A 15,708-nucleotide genomic window follows, 5' to 3' on the forward strand; every position below is an offset into this window, starting at 1 on the left:
CAAGGGAAATGTTAATTACATACGAAATGCGGTGCATTTCACGTAAAAACTCTTTCTTTTGATCTCTACCCAAAAATCAGCAACTTGGCTAACCTGTTAAAAATTAATCGAAATCTAAGGTTATATTTGCAACTTCGACATGTTAACATCATCGGCTTTTTGAACATCCTCACACTTTTCGTTGAAACGATGTGAGGGGAAATGCACGGCTTCATAGCCCTAAAAAGCGAAGTAATTATGTCAAATATGACGAATGCCGCCTCCCACACAGCGCCTATTCAGGATGCTGACTATTCTGCTATTCATCCCCCATCTTTACTCAAGCGCCTCGAACTCACCAATCCTGTCTTTTGGTTAAGTGGTAGCTTCCTCACTCTATTCGTTTTACTTGCTCTAACGAATACCGACTCTCTAACCGCAATGGTTAACACCGGCTTCGGCTTTGCTACTAAATATTTCGGAGCTTACTGGCAAGTACTGCTTCTTCTGAATTTCCTAATTGGTTTGGCTCTTGCGTTTGGTCGCACTGGTTATGTGCGCCTAGGTGGTCTAGCGAAACCTGATATTGATAACTTTAAGTGGTTGTCAATCGTACTCTGTACTCTACTTGCAGGTGGTGGTGTGTTCTGGGCCGCAGCTGAGCCTATCGCGCACTTTGTGACTGCTCCGCCTCTATACGGGGAAGCCTCACCGAAAACTGCCGCAATCAATGCCCTATCTCAGTCTTTTATGCACTGGGGCTTCTTAGCTTGGGCGATCCTTGGTGGTCTATCTTCCATTGTCTTAATGCACTTGCATTACGATAAAGGCCTGCCTCTTAAGCCGCGTACTCTGCTTTACCCTGTTTTTGGTGATAAAGCCATTAAAGGCTGGATTGGTGATGTTGCTGACGCATGTAGCATCATTGCAGTAGCAGCAGGAACCATCGGTCCTATCGGCTTCTTAGGTTTACAAATTAGCTACGCGCTAAACTCATTGTTTGGCCTGCCAGATACGTTCGTAACGCAAAGCATGGTTATTATGGCGGCGATCCTGATGTATACCCTTTCCGCACTGAGCGGTTTGAGCAAGGGTATTCAAATCGTCAGTCGTTACAACATCATTTTATCTGTATTATTAATTGGTTACATCCTGTTCTTCGGGCCGACAAGCTTTATCGTTGATGGCTACGTGCAAGGCGTTGGTCGTATGGTGGATAACTTCTTCCCTATGGCACTTTACCGTGGTGATACAGGCTGGCTAAGCTGGTGGACAGTATTCTTCTGGGGTTGGTTTATCGGTTATGGCCCAATGATGGCGATCTTTATTGCTCGTATCTCTCGTGGTCGTACAATTCGCCAATTAATCATGTCTATTAGCATCGCGGCACCGCTGATTACTTGCTTCTGGTTTAGTATCGTTGGTGGCAGTGGCCTTGCGTTTGAACTTGATAACCCTGGTTTGATTTCATCTGCGTTTGAAGGCTTTAACTTGCCCGCAGCACTGCTAGCGATTACTGGTGAATTACCTTACCCAATGATCATTTCGGTTCTGTTCCTGATCTTAACGACAACATTTATCGTGACGACGGGTGACTCGATGACTTACACAATCAGTGTAGTGATGACGGGCTCAACAGAACCAAACGCAGTGATTCGCTCGTTCTGGGGTCTGATTATGGGTATTGTCGCTATTGCGCTTATCTCAATGGGCTCTGGTGGTATTTCTGCATTGCAGTCTTTCATTGTAATTACTGCCGTGCCTGTGTCTTTCATTTTGCTGCCAAGCATTTGGAAAGCACCCGGCATTGCAAGCAGAATGGCGAAAGAGCAAGGCCTCGTTTAAACCGCCTCTCTAACCAATATGCGAAAAAGGGCCTTTCATTGGGCTCTTTTTAATTCTGCGCTTTATCCTACGCTATCAATGCGAATCATCACTGCGTCTGGACGCCAATACTCGAATTCGCAGTCCATTAATTTGCCATCTTGTTTGTAGTTTACCCGCCGAATTTTCAGAACGGGTTGTCCTTCAGCTAGGTTCAACGCCTTAGCGACATGAGCAGGAGCTGACGTTGGAATCACATCAAAACGAGAGCGCTTTGTCTCGTAACCATACTTCTCACGATAAATGCCCGTCAGGGACATAGTGAGGTTCTCAGACAATATACCCTCAAACAGTGCCGCTTTGAGCACGTTCTCAACAAACAATACCGCTCGCCCATCAATAAAACGTAACCGTTCAATCACATAAATTGGGGTAATTCGCTCAACCTCTAACGATTTGGCATACTCACCTGCGGCCATTTCACTTCGCACGTTGAGTAACTTGGTTTCTGCAATACGATGCTGCTCTCGAATCATCTGATGGAAGTGAGAACGAGACAACGGGTTGTAACAGATACGCTCAGGAGATACATACCAACCCCGGCGCTCTTCTCGATAAATAAGACCTTCAGTTTCTAAAGACACCAACGCATCTTTGATAGTGATTCGAGTTGTAGAAAACAGCTCACTGAGCTCTCTCTCTGACGGCAGTTTTTGTCCTTCCGACATGATGCCGGAAAGAATCTGCTGTTTTAAGCTGCTTCTAATTTTTCCTAATTGAGTACCAAATTGTCCGGTGCCTGTCGCTCTCATTCTGATCTAGTCCAACGATAATTTGACGAATAACATAAGGCGTTTACGTAACAAAAATATGACATTAATCAACAGAACACATACTGAACGTATGAAATATAAGTGCCATATAAAATCAGCAAAACTGTCAAATTACTTGCGCTAAATCGTCACATTCCATCCATAGCATACAAAGCGAACTTACTGACCTAGTCCAGAAGGATGGAGACAATGAAAACTTTGCTAAGTCGTTCAATTACCGCACCAGCGGCAATCATTGCGGTAACGCTCGCTACGCCAACAGTAGCGAAAGAAGCCGATATTGAATCTTTGGTAGCAGCAGCACAAAAAGAAGGGGCGGTTTACAGTGTGGGTATGCCTGACAGTTGGGCAAACTGGAAAGACACTTGGGCTGATTTAAAGTCAAATTACAACCTTAAGCACCAAGACACGGATATGAGCTCGGCTCAAGAAATCGCAAAATTCGAAGCTGAGAAGAAAAACGCGACCGCAGACATTGGTGACGTAGGCTTTGCCTTCGCACGTGTAGCGGTAAAAAAAGGCGTCACTCAGCCATATAAACCAACAACTTGGAATGACATCCCAGATTGGGCAAAAGACGAAGATGGTCATTGGGCACTTGCTTACACTGGCACTATTTCTTTTATCTCCAACAATAACCTCGTAAAAGACGCGCCAAAAACGTGGGATGACCTATTAAAAGGTGACTACAAAGTGACCGTAGGTGACGTAGGCGTAGCAGCACAGGCAAACAACGCGGTTCTCGCCGCAGCGTTCGCCAACGGTGGGGACGAATCCAACCTCAAGCCTGCGCTCAAATTCTTTTCTGAACTCGCGAAGCAAGGTCGTCTTTCATTTACCGATCCGAACATCGCCAACCTAGAAAAAGGCGAAGTGGAAGTGGCGATCATGTGGGACTTCAATGCATTGAACTACCGCGACAAAATTGACCGCGACCGCTTTACAGTGAGCATTCCTCAAGATGGCTCTGTGATTTCTGGTTATACAACCATAATCAATAAATACGCGAAGAACCCTAATGCAGCAAAGCTTGCTCGTGAATACATCTTCAGCGATCAAGGGCAAATCAACTTAGCAGAAGGTTATGCGCGTCCAATCCGCACCAACATCACGCTGCCTCAAGCAGTGCAAGACAAGCTAATTGCTAATGACCAATACAGCAATGTTCACCCAGTGACTGACTTCTCAGCTTGGGAAAAGTCCGCACGTAAGCTGCCACGTCAATGGCAAGAAAGTGTCTTAATCCACCAGCAATAAGAGTAAGTCGTTATGAGCAATAAGGTCATCCTTGTTGTTCTAGATGGACTGAACTATCAGGTAGCCCGTGATTGCATGGGCTACCTCAATGGTCTTCTAGAACAAAGTCGTTCCCAACAAGAAACTCGCGCAACGCTTTATCCTGTGCAGTGTGAGCTGCCCTCTATGTCTCGCCCACTTTATGAGTGCATTTTAACGGGCGTTCGCCCTGTAGAAAGCGGCATCGTAAACAACAATATCGTTCGTCTATCCAAACACGATTCCATTTTCAGTTTGGCAAAAGCCCAAGGAAAAGTGACCGCTGCGGCTGCCTACCACTGGGTAAGTGAGCTTTATAATCGCGCGCCATTTGAACCTGTTCGCGATCGTTTCACGCATGATGAAACCCTGAATATCCAGCACGGCTGCTTTTACCATTGGGATCATTATCCTGATGAAGCCTTGTTCCTGGACGCAGAGTATTTACGTCGAAACTATCAACCTGATTTCTTATTGATCCATCCGATGAATATCGACGATACAGGACATAAGTTTGGCCTAGACTCTCGCCAATACCGCAATTGTGCGCGAGGTGCAGACATTATTCTTTCCAACTACATCGATCAATGGCTTGCTGATGGGTATCAAATCATTGTGACCAGCGATCATGGCATGAACAACGATCTTTCTCACGGTGGGATTTTACCTGAAGAACGAGAAGTTCCCCTGTTTGTCATTGGTGATAAGTTTACCCATCAAGATTGTCATATTAAGCAAACTGATATTTGTGGCACCGTTTGTCAATTGCTAAACCTTGACCACACGAAGCCATACACTCAGGAATTGTTAGCACTATGAGCAGTTCAGTCCTCTCCCCAAGCTCCAGCGAATCACGCTCAAATTTGGCAAGTACTTGGTTAAAGCGCTTTAAGCCAGCCATTTGGTTGGTGCCTTTCGCGCTGTTTTTCTACCTATTTCAACTCGCACCGATGATTTGGGTACTGTTAAACAGCTTTATCTACGATGGCGAGTTTGCCTTCGATAACTACATTGAAGTGCTCGACTCCGCCTTTATGATGCAGGCGTTTGGCAACAGTTTGTGGTTAGCTGTATGGTCGAGCATTTTTGGCTTAGCCATTGCGACTCTGTTGGTCTCTTCTCTACGCAGAGTCGATTCTAAAGTCCGCGACGGTGTGATTGCGTTTACGAACATGAGCAGCAACTTTGCAGGCGTACCTCTGTCATTCGCTTTTATCATTATTTTGGGCACCAATGGGGCGATTACCCTTTTGCTCAAGCAGTATGGCTTACTCGGTGATTTCGACCTTTATGGTAAATGGGGTCTGCTGGCCATTTACATCTACTTCCAAATCCCGCTGGCGGTGTTGTTGCTCTACCCTGCGTTCGACGCGTTGAGCGATGATTGGCAAGCAGCTGCTGCGCTACTGGGAGCCAAAACATCACAGTATTGGGCGAAAATCGCTCTGCCAGTGCTCTCACCAGCCTTATTCGGTACCTTTATTATCTTAATAGCCAACGCAATTGGCGCATATGCGAGTGTTTATGCGTTGACCTCCGGTAACTATAACGTCATCACAATTCGAATTGCGAGTCTGGTATCGGGAGACCTGTTCCTTGAACCTAATCTCGCCGCTGCAATTTCGGTGATTCTAATGGCGTTACTTGCCTTTATCACAGTGATTAACCAATGGCTCATTTCGAAAAGCTATGCAGGTAGGAAGTAGTCATGAACAACGTTAATACTCGATTCCATAAAACGGTGGTTTATTCCATTGTTGGGATCATGCTCATCCCGATTTTAGCGACCTTTGTCTATTCGCTTTCATCACGCTGGGGTGCCACGGTGCTTCCAGATGGTTTCACTTTTGATTGGTACGTTAAATTGCTGACCGACCCACGCTTTTTGCAAGCGTTTGGGCGTTCGCTGTTTATTTGTATTGCTTCGCTAATCCTCAGTGTGATTCTGGTTCTGCCAGCGATATTCGTGGTGTTTTACTACTTTCCGAAGCTCGATAAGCTCATGAACGTATTGATTTTGCTACCATTCGCTGTACCACCAGTGGTGTCCTCCGTCGGCTTGCTTCAACTTTATGCTGACAGTGAAATCTCCCTTATCGGTACTCCTTGGATTCTAGTAGGTACTTACTTCACCATCGCGTTACCGTTCATGTATCGTGCGATTTCTAATAGCTTCGAAGCAATTAACCTTAACGATTTAATGGACGCTGCACACTTGCTAGGAGCAAGCACAACCAAAGCGTTTTTGATGGTCATTTTACCTAACCTCAAAAAAGGACTGATGGCATCGCTTTTCCTTTCATTTTCATTTCTATTGGGAGAGTTTGTGTTCGCCAATATTTTAGTCGGCACACGTTATGAAACCCTGCAAATCTACTTGTATAACATGCGTCAGACGAGCGGCCACTTTACGTCTGCCTTAGTGATGACCTACTTCCTATTTATTTTTTTACTGACTTGGTTGGCAAGTCGTTTCAGCCGAGGAGTCAAACAATGAGCTACGTAACAGCGAAAAATCTGACTAAACGTTTTGGTGATAACACCGTATTTGAGGATATTCACTTTAACATCGAGCAAGGTGAATTCATTACGCTTTTGGGCCCTAGCGGTTGTGGTAAATCGACACTACTTCGCAGCCTTGCTGGGCTTAACCCTGTCGATGGAGGCGAGATTTGGGTAAACGGAGAAGATATCACGCATCAAGTCCCGCAAGAGCGTGGTATTGGGATGGTCTTTCAATCGTATGCGCTGTTTCCCAATATGACCGTCGAAGGCAACATTGCATTTGGCTTAAAAATGAAAAAGCTTGCGAATGATGATATTCGACGTGAAGTGGCTAAAGTCATCAAACTGGTGGATCTGGCAGGTAAAGAAAAACACTATCCGCATCAACTTTCTGGCGGTCAGCGCCAGCGTGTCGCACTCGCTCGAGCGTTGGTGGTGAAACCTCGCATATTATTGCTTGATGAGCCACTTTCTGCGCTTGATGCCAAAATCCGCAAACACCTTCGTCAGCAAATCCGAGACATTCAGAAAGAGATGAATCTCACCACTATCTTCGTAACTCATGACCAAGAAGAGGCGATGATTATGTCTGATCGTATCTTCCTAATGAGTAAAGGGGAAATTGTTCAAGCAGGAACACCTGAAGAAATTTATACTCATCCTGCTAACGAGTTTGTGGCCGGTTTCATGGGGCACTACAACCTTGTAGAGGCCAATAAAGCCAAGCAACTCTTCAACATTGATACCGAATGGAAAGTAGCGATTCGCCCAGAGTCTATATATGTAAAAGAGCAAGGTCGTCAATATGATAGCCACATCTCAGCGCCACAAGTAGGTACGATCACCAACCACCAGCTTCTAGGTAATGTTATTCGCTATCAAGTGAACGTTGAAGAGTGTGAGCTCACTGTTGACTTGCTTAACCGCTCTTCAGAACGCTTACTAGCGAATGGCAGCCAACTAGAGCTACTCTTTAACCTAAACGAAATTCAACCAGTGAGAGCCTAAACATGTCCAAACCTTTGTATGTTTTTGATATGGATGAAACCCTAATAAACGGCGACTGCGCAATGATTTGGAACGAGTTTATGGTTGAGAGAGGCATCGCGACTGATCCTTTATTTATTATGGAAGATCAGCGTCTAATGGCCTTGTACTCTGAAGGCAAAATGGACATGGAAGATTACCTAGCGTTCTCCATGAAGCCACTAGAAAACATGCCGATTGAAGAAGTAAACGCCTTGGTTGAAGAATGTGTTGAAAGCCATATTTTGCCTAAACAGTTCCCTCAAGCCAAAACCCTGATTGAGCAACTGTCTCGTGATGGTATAGATATGGTTATCATCTCTGCCAGCGTCACTTTTTTGGTGGAAGCCGTTGGTCGCCGTCTTAATATTCCAACCGCACTCGGAATTGATTTAATCGAGAAAAACAACCGTTATACTGCTGAAATCGACGGTATCCCGAGTTATCGTGAAGGCAAAGTCACGCGATTAAAACAGTGGCTAGAAAATCAGCCTGAGCCTTATTCCGAAATCCATTTCTATACCGATTCAATCAACGATTTACCACTTTGTGAATACGCGAACTACGCTTATCTGGTAAATCCATGCCCACAACTAAAAGAACACGCCAACAGACCGAATTGGAGTGTGTTAAGTTGGGGGTGATATAGCCTCACAAGACCGTTCTTCCTAAGTAAATACTTTTCTATTTGTTCAAAGAGCAGTTCTTTCTGCTCTTTTTTACTTCTCTTCTTCACAAATTAATCACTTGATTAAATACTGATTAATTTTTCACATGTCGCATGAGAAATCAGCGTCTTATAATTAATCAAATGTTTAATATTTTGAGAGAAGATTGTGACGGAAGCGCATCGAAGGGCGGGAAGACCCACAGATAATATCGACGCAAGGGAAAAACTGATTTTCCACGCGCGCGAACTCTTCACCATTATGGCTTATGACAAGGTCTCTACTCGCCTAGTCGCGCAGAAAGCAGGCGTGAACGTGGCGATGATTCGTTACTACTTTGGCAACAAAGAAGGCTTGTTCGAGACCATGTTGCGCGAAACACTGTCACCGATGCAAAAGCAGATGCAGACGTTGGTATCCAACAGTAACGAGCAAAACTTTCTCGATCTAATGCGCACCTACTACCGCGAAATGATCAAGGTACCACAGTTCCCACGCTTAGTTGCCCAAGTTATGAATATGCCCCCATCGGAAACCCAACGCAAACTGCTCGAAAAAGTCTTCGCAGATATCAGTAAGCCAATGCAAGGTGTGATCTTTGATAAGTTGATCGACAGTGGCGTTTTACGAAAAGACGCCGACCCTCAACTTTGTCGCGTCTCTTACATCAGCTTGATGGTATTTCCTTTTATGGCACCACCAGCACTGCTCGCCATTCATGGCATTGAACTTTCTGAAGCCTTCTTGAACCGATTATTCGAACACAACATACAACTGATGAAACATGGATTTTTAGACTCGGGCGACCAATATGAAGATAAATAAAAAGCTGCTGTTCTTTCCTGCTCTTGCGGTGGGGGTCGTCATTCTGTTTTTGGCGATTAGCCTCAAACCAGATTTGCCCGTAAAACCCGCTGGAGATCGTGCACGGTTGGTCGAGACGATTCCACTTGAGCTCAAAGCCATTGCTCCAGTAGCCATAGGGTTTGGCAAGATCGCCCCAAAAGTGGAATGGAAAGCGATAGCCGAAGTGACGGGGAAAGTGGTCTACCGCCATCCGCAGCTGGAAAAAGGACAAGTGTTGCAAGCAGGGACAGAAATCTTGCGAATCGACCCACTCGATTACGAACTGAAACTGGTTCAAGCTCAAGCCGATCTCAAATCTGCTCAAACCTCTCTGGCTAAGCTGAACCAAGAAGAAGCGAATCTCAAAAGCACACTCAAGATAGAAGCCAACCGTCTGGTTATCGCCAACAAAGAGTTAGACCGTAAACAAAACCTACGTAAAAAAGGCCTAACCTCGCAATCGGATGTAGATCAGCAAGAGCAAAGCGCGCTCTCTCAACGTAAATTAGTGCTGGATATTGAAAATCAAATTGGTTTGATGCCGGATGAGAAACGAGTCGCGGAAGCCCTAGTTAAAGTTAATGCATCAAAAGTGGATGAGGCCGAACGCTCGCTTGATAAAACCATCATCACGCTTCCTTACGATTTGCGTATTGCTGACGTAGAAATTGAGAAAAAGCAAGTGGTTAACCTCCAACAAACCATGGTGACAGGACATGGTATTGATGTCATGGAAGTGGAAGCTCAACTATCCATTCATGACATGCAAACTTTGGCGGCGAGCATCGGTGAGTTTGTCCGCGATGAATCTGGTATTCCACAACCTGATATGAATGCGATTCATGCCAACATTGAACTCAGCAGCGGTAACCTCTCTGCAAGCTGGCCTGCGAAAGTTGCACGCATCAGTGAAACGGTTGATCCAAGCCAAGCGACTGCCGGTGTGATTCTGGAAATTGAACAAGACTACCGTGCATTAAACCCAACGTCTGCGCCTCCATTGGTGAACGGCATGTTTGTGCGTGCCTTGATTGAGGGACAAGAGAACCCGAGTTGGGTCATCCCAGAGCGTGCGCTTCATGGCGATAAGATTTACCTGATGGGAGATGACAACCGTCTGCAAGTCGTCACGGTTGAAGTGTTATATCGCCGCAATAACCAAGTGGTGATCGATGGTGAACTAGAGCAAGGTCAGAAGCTGATCATCAACGATTTGCTGCCCGCAATTAACGGCATGCTATTGAAAGAGTCACCTGAACAGTCAGAAGCCACTATTGAGGAGTCTGATTCATGATCCGATTCTTCGCCAAGCATCCAACAGCAGCCAACTTGCTGATGCTAACGCTGCTGATATTGGGGATTTCTTCACTTTCCACGATTAAGCGTGAAACTTTTCCTGAGTTTGATCCGCCCTACATCCTAGCTGGTGTAGTCTACCCAGGAGCTTCCCCGCAAGAAGTCGAAGAGAGTATCTGTGTCCGAATGGAAGATGCTGTTGATGGCCTTGCTAACATTGAAGAAACGCAATGTGAAGCGATAGAAGGCTCTGCGCGTCTTATCTTAAAACTGAATGAAGAAGCCGACATTGGGCGCATGTTGGTTGATGTTCAAACCCAGATCAACTCGATAAACGACTTCCCACAAGAGATTGAATCTCCTGTGGTCCAAGAGCTCGATTGGAACGAGCCAGTTGTGGATGTCGCGATCACCGCAGATACCACATGGCCAGAGCTAAAAGCGTATGCCGAACAGCTTAAACGCACGTTAAAAATCGATTACGATGTCTCTTTGGTTGAAGTTGCTGGCTTCTCTGACCACCAATACCGAGTAGAGTTAGACACTCAAGCTATCCGACAACTTGGTTTGAGTGTTGGTGATATTGCGGACCAGATTGGTCGTCAAAACGTCAAGTTGCCAAGTGGCAATGTCGAAACGCCAGATAAGAACTTTCTGATCCGCTTTGACGAACGACGCGTGACGCCGGAAGAGCTTGAGACTATCGTCGTGGGCTCTGGTACAAATGGCTCAATCATCCGTCTAAGAGATATTGCGACGATTACCGACCGGTTTGAATTGGACGAACAGAAAGTCCTCTTCGATGGTCACCCTTCTGCCCTACTAAAAGTCAGCAAAAACAAAGAAGATGACGCACTGCGTATCAAGGAACGGGTTGCTCAATTTGTCGAAGAACAACAAGCTATCGCGCCAGACGGTGTGATGCTACAAATGACCAATGACCTTTCATCTGTGCTTTGGGATCGCCTGACCATGATGGTCAAAAACGGTTGGCAAGGTATCATTCTGGTTTTCGCCACCATGTGGTTGTTCTTTAGTTTTCGCTACTCTTTTTGGGTCGCAGCTGGTTTGCCCGTAGCCTTCTTAGGTGGGTTATTTTTGATGGCGCAACTTGGCCTGTCCATCAACATCATGTCTTTGGTCGGGTTACTCATGGCCATCGGTATCATGATGGATGATGCCATCGTTATTGCCGAATCGATTGCCGCTCACCTCGACCGAGGAGAAGAGATCGATGATGCCGTTATCAAAGGAGTGAAAAAGGTACTGCCAGGGGTAATTTCTTCCTTCCTAACTACGGTGTGTATTTTTGGTAGCTTGTTATTCCTGCAAGGTGAAATGGGTGCGGTACTTAAAGCAGTTCCTCAAGTTCTGATCCTCGTTTTGAGTTTGAGTTTGGTGGAAGCCTTCTTGATCCTACCTAACCACCTTTCTCATTCGCTACATAAACAAAAGCAAGAGCGAACAACACCGAAGTTCAAACAAAAGCTGCTCGCTTCTTTTGAAAACTTCCGCAACACCACCTTGGTCAACGCAGTAGATAAAGTGGTCGAGTATCGCTATGCCTTTATGGGTGGCGTGGTTGCCTTGCTTCTTATCTCCGCGGCCACGTTAGTAGGTGGTTTACTCAAGTTCCAACCCTTCCCTGAATTGGATGGCGACATTGCAGAAACGCGTATTATTCTTCCTCCGGGTTCTTCTCTGTCTCAAACGGAAGCTGTCGTCGATAAGATCGTCGCTTCCGCTCAAAAGCTAGATAAAGAATGGACAGAGAAAGTGGAAGACGGCAATCCATTGGTTCTACACATCACCAGTCAATTCAACGCTAACGCCGACGCGAATGAATCTGGCCCTCACATTGCCACGGTACGTCTGGATTTGCTGGGTGCAGAGAGTCGTAACACACTCATCGATGAATTTATCGATGCATGGCGTGAAGACATTGGTGAACTTGCCGATCCTATCTCGCTGGTATTTAAACAACCGACCATGGGGCCGGGTGGACGAGCGATCGAAATTCGAGCGAAGCATGATGAACTGGATGCGCTCAAAGCCGCCTCTATCGACATTCAACAATACTTAAATGAGTTTGACGGTGTCCATGGCGTGTTGGATGACATGCGTATGGGTAAAGAAGAAGTCTTGGTAAAACTGCGTCCGGGCGCAGAAGCTTACGGGATTAACGGCCAACTCATCGCCAATCAATTGCGTGCAGCTTTCTTTGGCCAAACCGCAGACGAGATCCAAGTTGGGGTAGAAAACATTTCAATCGAAGTTCGCCTCGATAAAGCACAAGCCGGTGACTTACAGCAATTGGCAAACTTTCCGATTATCTTGTCCGATGGCAGTCAAATCCCCCTCGCAACCATTGCGACTTTGGATTTCCAACGTAATTACGTAAGAATCCAGCGCATTGATGGCTTGAGGACTGTGAGCGTATTCGGCGATATCGACAATACGAAAGCCAACTCAACCGCCATTATTCGTCAGTTCCAACAGGATGAAGCGCCAAAGCTTATGCAAAAGTATCCCGGTCTTCGCTTCGATTTTGAAGGTGAAGCCAAAGATACCGCTGAAACTGGCGCATCAATGGGTAAAGGCTTCTTGCTTGGTTTGTTTGGCGTGTTTGCGATTCTGAGTTACCAATTCCGCAGTTATTTGGAACCATTCGTCGTCATGCTTGCGATTCCCCTCGCTTTTATTGGCGTGGTATGGGGACACATCCTACTCGGTCACTCATTAAGTATGCCAAGTATGATGGGCTTCGTCTCATTAGCAGGGATTGTGGTGAATGACTCGATTCTGTTAGTTCAGTACATACGCCATCATGTGGATGAAGGGGATAATGTGCATGACTCGGTAGTCAAAGCCAGTCGGGAACGCTTTAGAGCAGTATTCCTAACATCAATGACCACTGCAGCAGGTTTGCTTCCGTTGCTGACTGAAACCAGTTTGCAAGCACAGGTTATCCAACCACTGGTTATATCCATCGTGTTTGGTATTTTCGCATCCACTCTGCTGGTGTTGTTTATGATCCCTGCCGCGTATGCCATTTTAGCTGACTTCGGCCTAGTCCATAAACACGAAGAAATCTAAAACGACTGATAAGTACATTTATCAAAATGAACAAGAGCGGCTTAGGTCGCTTTTTGTTCGATACCAATACGTTAAAAAAACACACAATCACTTAACAAACAGAGGGTTATTGTATCTCATTAAGTGTGAATATGAACAGTTAAGGATTAAGTATGTTGAGTTTTATATAACCAAATCAAATAACCAACACAAGATTTATAATATGTCTTATTGTCAAAAACGGCATTTCACAGAGTAAAAATACACGTAGGCAACACATTCACAATTTAAACTCGCGATAATGAAAACATTGATTGAAGAATTAACATTTTAACAATGATTACAACAATGTTAACTTTAGCCTCGTTGGTCGCGCTGGTGGTAAGCCTCTCACCAAGCCTATTGTCAGTTTTATATGGACGTTCGACCACCTCCAAAATGAATAGACACCCAATTTGGTGCCCTTTTTTCGCCCGTGAAAGCATTCTTCGCGGGCTTTTTTCTTTAAGTTAAGTATGAACGCTCTGGATCAACTTTTTTTGCCAACCTTTCGGATTTGGAGGTAGTATGCGAATCAATAAGCGGAGACAGTGCTAGCAACTCTAAAACATTTTTTTCAAAGATTTCATCCGCGTGTCTTACCCAATCTAAAAACTTTTTTTGAGCAAACATAGGCTCGATTTCATATAAAAATTCAATACTAAAGTAAAACTCATTTTTGATAGGCAAATTGTACACTCTTCGATAGTCTTTTTTATACTCCAAATTTCCTTCTACATATTTTGAAAATGTATTTTCACCAATCTTGATATCTTGGCATTTGATTGGAGGGTAACCACGAAGAAACTCTCCTACAAGGAACTCTTCTTTCGCTCTCTTTTTTTCTTCGTTTATCGGGTCCATTCCCCAACGATGATTTGCATACGCAATGGCATCATTCATCAACTCTGTATGATCACCTTTTCGAGAGCCGTCAGGTGACTCTACAGCATGATAAAAACCCACGTACTCGTTCTCTATAAATGAAGATAGTTGATTAACACTAGTAATATATTTATCTGAAGATTTAATCCTTAACCGAATATATAAGCCACCTTGTTTATTGATTGGTAATAGTGGATTTATTATTTTATTTTGAAAAGAGAAATAAATCGTGGCCAATTTTATAAACTTTTCATGCCGCTCTACTTTTGAATCAATATTGAATCGTTGTAATTCAATAAAATCTTGGTATACATGACCTTCATATATATTGTTCGGACATTCAAATGATAGTACTAAGTCATCTATCTGGAATACATTATGTAACAAGTGTGCAAAATCTGGTTTCCCTCTAAAACCATCTTTACACATTTTAATAAAACTCATATGTCTATCTCTTATTCTTCAAATATGCATCAATACCTTTAAACGAGAGCCTGCAATATGAGTTCTAATTCAAGTAAAGGTAAGCCACATACTAAGGTATTATGAAGGTCAAAAAGGAGATCGGATCTTTTCTAAATTTTAAATATCTAACATCACCTCCACTTTACTGAAATCTACACTTTTAAAAGTTACATCCGCTCCATCCAGCAATAGCTCATCAAACACGCCAACTATTGATAATGAGCTTGAGGATCTGATCCCTACCCATGAAATGAGAAACAAAAAAGCCAGCCTTAAAAGGCTGGCAAGTAGAGCAACAAGGTCAGTGCTTACTGCTAACTAACACCGAACTCGTATTGGATTCATTTTCGTCTGTTAGTCTCTTTTATCGGCGTTTATGACTTGCTTGCTTTCTCTTTGTGGCACGTTACCTTTACTAACTGTTCTTGCTCATCTTTAATGTTTTTCACGATACGCTCATCACGTGCGTGAATGGCATCCATGTTCATTTGCTGAATATCTGCTATAGCTTCATGTTTCATCTCAGAAAAGTCCTGACGTAAATCTGAGCTCCACTCCTCTTTGTCTAAAGTGTTAGCAGCAGCGATCGGTGATGACATTACAGCAATAAGACTTAGAGTAGATAGAAATACGCTTTTCATAATAAGCTCCTTGAGGATTAGCAGTTAATTTTAATTACAACTTATATATTGCACATACGATGCCAACTTTTATTTTGTTATTTTTCAACAACTTAAACAAACCCTCATGTTCAACGTTATCTTCGTCTGGTAAATTTCGCTAACCAAGTGTCAAATTAACCATACGAATTTAAAACATTAGAAACATACACATTAGAAATACTTTGTCAGGCAGTTTTCTCATCAGATAACTACGTAACTGCCCACTAAAAAATCACTTTGAATCAAAATGCGGAAGTAAATTACCACCTTCTAAAGAAGGTGGCTTTGTGTGAGCCCCCTAAAAGGGGGCCTTTGTTTAGTCCAGCGCCA

Annotated in this window: 13 protein-coding genes; 10 read left to right on the plus strand and 3 right to left on the minus strand. The window is 44.3% G+C overall.

All coding sequences use genetic code 11. The features are described 5' to 3' along the window. Positions 1-237: 237 nt before the first annotated feature. Positions 238-1,824 (plus strand): BCCT family transporter, encoded by a 1,587-nt coding sequence (locus R7P36_RS05385; RefSeq protein WP_005373846.1) that lies wholly within the window; start codon positions 238-240, stop codon positions 1,822-1,824. Positions 1,825-1,886: 62 nt separating this feature from the next. On the opposite strand, the gene R7P36_RS05390 is transcribed toward R7P36_RS05385, so the two are convergent. Then, positions 1,887-2,615: a UTRA domain-containing protein gene (locus R7P36_RS05390; protein ID WP_085569182.1), complete on the minus strand. Its 729-nt coding sequence runs from the start codon at positions 2,613-2,615 to the stop codon at positions 1,887-1,889. Between the two features lie 210 nt (positions 2,616-2,825). On the opposite strand from R7P36_RS05390, the gene R7P36_RS05395 reads away from it, so the two are divergent. The 9 genes from R7P36_RS05395 (at position 2,826) to R7P36_RS05435 (ending at position 13,348) form a co-directional block, all read left to right on the plus strand. Continuing rightward, positions 2,826-3,893 (plus strand): ABC transporter substrate-binding protein, encoded by a 1,068-nt coding sequence (locus R7P36_RS05395; protein ID WP_005373851.1) that lies wholly within the window; start codon positions 2,826-2,828, stop codon positions 3,891-3,893. 12 nt (positions 3,894-3,905) lie between these two features. Continuing rightward, the gene (locus R7P36_RS05400; protein ID WP_005373854.1) at positions 3,906-4,730 is read left to right on the plus strand and encodes an alkaline phosphatase family protein; all 825 of its coding nucleotides are present in this window, start codon (positions 3,906-3,908) and stop codon (positions 4,728-4,730) included. Then, positions 4,727-5,617 (plus strand): ABC transporter permease, encoded by an 891-nt coding sequence (locus R7P36_RS05405; RefSeq protein ID WP_047102769.1) that lies wholly within the window; start codon positions 4,727-4,729, stop codon positions 5,615-5,617. Before R7P36_RS05400 ends, R7P36_RS05405 begins: the two co-directional genes overlap by 4 nt. A 2-nt stretch (positions 5,618-5,619) precedes the next feature. Next, positions 5,620-6,408: an ABC transporter permease gene (locus R7P36_RS05410; protein WP_064369404.1), complete on the plus strand. Its 789-nt coding sequence runs from the start codon at positions 5,620-5,622 to the stop codon at positions 6,406-6,408. Next, positions 6,405-7,424 (plus strand): ABC transporter ATP-binding protein, encoded by a 1,020-nt coding sequence (locus R7P36_RS05415; protein WP_005373862.1) that lies wholly within the window; start codon positions 6,405-6,407, stop codon positions 7,422-7,424. The genes R7P36_RS05410 and R7P36_RS05415 overlap by 4 nt, the downstream gene beginning before the upstream one ends. A 2-nt stretch (positions 7,425-7,426) precedes the next feature. Continuing rightward, complete coding sequence (locus R7P36_RS05420) at positions 7,427-8,086, plus strand: HAD family hydrolase (protein WP_017819801.1); 660 nt, start codon at positions 7,427-7,429, stop codon at positions 8,084-8,086. Positions 8,087-8,278: 192 nt separating this feature from the next. Then, positions 8,279-8,935: a TetR/AcrR family transcriptional regulator gene (locus R7P36_RS05425; protein ID WP_021707693.1), complete on the plus strand. Its 657-nt coding sequence runs from the start codon at positions 8,279-8,281 to the stop codon at positions 8,933-8,935. Further along, positions 8,922-10,250 (plus strand): efflux RND transporter periplasmic adaptor subunit, encoded by a 1,329-nt coding sequence (locus tag R7P36_RS05430; RefSeq protein WP_017633564.1) that lies wholly within the window; start codon positions 8,922-8,924, stop codon positions 10,248-10,250. Before R7P36_RS05425 ends, R7P36_RS05430 begins: the two co-directional genes overlap by 14 nt. Beyond that, positions 10,247-13,348: an efflux RND transporter permease subunit gene (locus R7P36_RS05435; RefSeq protein WP_017819800.1), complete on the plus strand. Its 3,102-nt coding sequence runs from the start codon at positions 10,247-10,249 to the stop codon at positions 13,346-13,348. Before R7P36_RS05430 ends, R7P36_RS05435 begins: the two co-directional genes overlap by 4 nt. Positions 13,349-13,831: 483 nt before the next feature. Here the strand turns inward: R7P36_RS05435 and R7P36_RS05440 are convergent, their stop codons facing one another. Both R7P36_RS05440 and R7P36_RS05445 read right to left on the minus strand, forming a co-directional pair. Then, the gene (locus tag R7P36_RS05440; protein ID WP_017819798.1) at positions 13,832-14,695 is read right to left on the minus strand and encodes a hypothetical protein; all 864 of its coding nucleotides are present in this window, start codon (positions 14,693-14,695) and stop codon (positions 13,832-13,834) included. 395 nt (positions 14,696-15,090) lie between these two features. Next, a complete protein-coding gene (locus R7P36_RS05445) occupies positions 15,091-15,357 on the minus strand; it encodes a hypothetical protein (RefSeq protein ID WP_005373876.1) in 267 nt (88 codons plus the stop codon). Positions 15,358-15,708: the final 351 nt, after the last annotated feature.

It is taken from the genome of Vibrio sp. 397, from assembly GCF_033339395.1.
Classification (GTDB): domain Bacteria; phylum Pseudomonadota; class Gammaproteobacteria; order Enterobacterales; family Vibrionaceae; genus Vibrio; species Vibrio alginolyticus.

Coding starts and splice junctions, on each gene's coding strand:
- R7P36_RS05420 (WP_017819801.1), top strand. CDS start 7,427: ATGTCCAAACCTTTGTATGTTTTTGATATGGATGAAACCCTAATAAAC.
- R7P36_RS05405 (WP_047102769.1), top strand. CDS start 4,727: ATGAGCAGTTCAGTCCTCTCCCCAAGCTCCAGCGAATCACGCTCAAAT.
- R7P36_RS05430 (WP_017633564.1), top strand. CDS start 8,922: ATGAAGATAAATAAAAAGCTGCTGTTCTTTCCTGCTCTTGCGGTGGGG.
- R7P36_RS05415 (WP_005373862.1), top strand. CDS start 6,405: ATGAGCTACGTAACAGCGAAAAATCTGACTAAACGTTTTGGTGATAAC.
- R7P36_RS05395 (WP_005373851.1), top strand. CDS start 2,826: ATGAAAACTTTGCTAAGTCGTTCAATTACCGCACCAGCGGCAATCATT.
- R7P36_RS05400 (WP_005373854.1), top strand. CDS start 3,906: ATGAGCAATAAGGTCATCCTTGTTGTTCTAGATGGACTGAACTATCAG.
- R7P36_RS05385 (WP_005373846.1), top strand. CDS start 238: ATGTCAAATATGACGAATGCCGCCTCCCACACAGCGCCTATTCAGGAT.
- R7P36_RS05435 (WP_017819800.1), top strand. CDS start 10,247: ATGATCCGATTCTTCGCCAAGCATCCAACAGCAGCCAACTTGCTGATG.
- R7P36_RS05445 (WP_005373876.1), bottom strand. CDS start 15,357: ATGAAAAGCGTATTTCTATCTACTCTAAGTCTTATTGCTGTAATGTCA.
- R7P36_RS05390 (WP_085569182.1), bottom strand. CDS start 2,615: ATGAGAGCGACAGGCACCGGACAATTTGGTACTCAATTAGGAAAAATT.
- R7P36_RS05440 (WP_017819798.1), bottom strand. CDS start 14,695: ATGAGTTTTATTAAAATGTGTAAAGATGGTTTTAGAGGGAAACCAGAT.
- R7P36_RS05410 (WP_064369404.1), top strand. CDS start 5,620: ATGAACAACGTTAATACTCGATTCCATAAAACGGTGGTTTATTCCATT.